The organism is Corynebacterium sp. LK33, assembly GCF_014334955.1.
Taxonomy (GTDB): domain Bacteria; phylum Actinomycetota; class Actinomycetes; order Mycobacteriales; family Mycobacteriaceae; genus Corynebacterium; species Corynebacterium jeikeium_D.
Genome location: NZ_PDGU01000031.1, coordinates 1 through 1,465, shown reverse-complemented (window position 1 = coordinate 1,465; position 1,465 = coordinate 1). Strand labels below are relative to the sequence as shown.

The following is a 1,465-nucleotide window of genomic DNA, read 5'->3' as shown; positions in this document are numbered from 1 at the left end:
GGCTCTTCCGGTTTCGGAGTGCGTAGCGGGGTGAAGAAGACCACGGTGGGTTCAGCGGGTCACCACAACATATAGGGGTCCCCGGTGTGAAGATGAAAGTTCCTACACAATCATCTGAACACACCAGGGACCCGCACCGTGAAGCCTACTGGCAACCTCGTCGCCGACACCATCTGCCGCACCGCCGAGATCGGCTTGACGATCACCGGTGCCGCCGACGCGGGCACCATCACCATCATCGATGCCGCACCGGTGGCCGTGAGCAATACCTGCCCCGAGTGCGGGCACCCAGGGAAGCTACGCGATCACATCCTCCGCCGGCTCGTTGATCTTCCCGTCGTCGGCTTCCCCACCCGCCTGGATGTCCGCGTTCCCCGCTTCCTGTGCACAGCCACGTCGTGTCCGAGGAAGATCTTCCAGACATCCCTGGCCTGCGCGGATGACGGATCCAAGCTCACCCACCGCGTCACCCGCTGGATCCTCCAGCGCCTGGCGATTGACCGGATGAGTGTCTCTGCCACCGCCAAAGCACTCGGCATCGGCTGGGACCTGGTCAACCAGGTCGCACGCGATGCCTGCCGCCAGCTTGTCTACGACGACCCGCACCACCTGGACGGGGTGCGCATCCTCGGCGTCGATGAACATGTCTGGAAGCACACTCGAAAGCCCGGTCAGCCGTCGAACCTGGTGACCATCCTCGTCGACCTCACCCCACTGGTCGACGGACGTGGTCCGGCCCGACTGCTGGACCTGCGTCCCGGACGCAGTGCGGAAGTGCTGCGCACCTGGCTGCAGGAACGCGACCCTAGCTTCCGCAGCCAAGTGCAGGTGGTGACCATGGATGGCTTCACCGGCTACGCCTCCGCCGTCGACCAGGTCCTCCCGGACGCGACCAAGGTGATGGATCCGTTTCACGTAGTCCATCTGGCTGCCGACAAGCTCACCGGCTGTCGGCAGCGACTCCAACGAGAGACCACCGGACGACGCGGACGCAAAGACGACCCGCTGTACAAGTACCGCCGGACCTTGTTGACCAGGACGAACTACCTCACGCAGCGGCAGAAACAACGACTCGACCTGTTATGGGCCACCGACGATGACTACGTGGCACTCGAGGTGACCTGGCTGTTCTACCAGGACATGATCGCGGCGTACGGGCATCCGAAGAAATCAGAGGGCAAGAAGCTCATGAGCCGGGTGATCAACAGCCTGCGTAAGGGACTACCCGCAGGTCTGGAGGAGCTCGCCCAACTGGGGCGCACCTTGTGGCGCCGACGTGAGGACGTGTTGGCCTACTTCGATATCGGCGCGTCCAACGGGCCGGTCGAATCCATCAACGGCAGGCTCGAGCACCTGCGCGGGATCGCCCTGGGCTTCAGGAATCTCAACCACTACATCTTGCGGTGCTTGATCCACTCCGGACAGCTGCAGGGGAAGATCAACGCACTCTAAAAACGGAAGAGCC

1 protein-coding gene is annotated in these 1,465 nt (G+C 63.1%); it reads left to right on the top strand.

Annotation, left to right across the window (positions count from 1 at the left end; genetic code table 11):
* The first annotated feature begins 138 nt into the window (after nt 1-138).
* Entirely contained in the window at nt 139-1,452 is a 1,314-nt protein-coding gene (locus CRD20_RS10980) for an ISL3 family transposase (protein WP_187405400.1), read from the top strand.
* Nucleotides 1,453-1,465 lie beyond the last annotated feature (13 nt).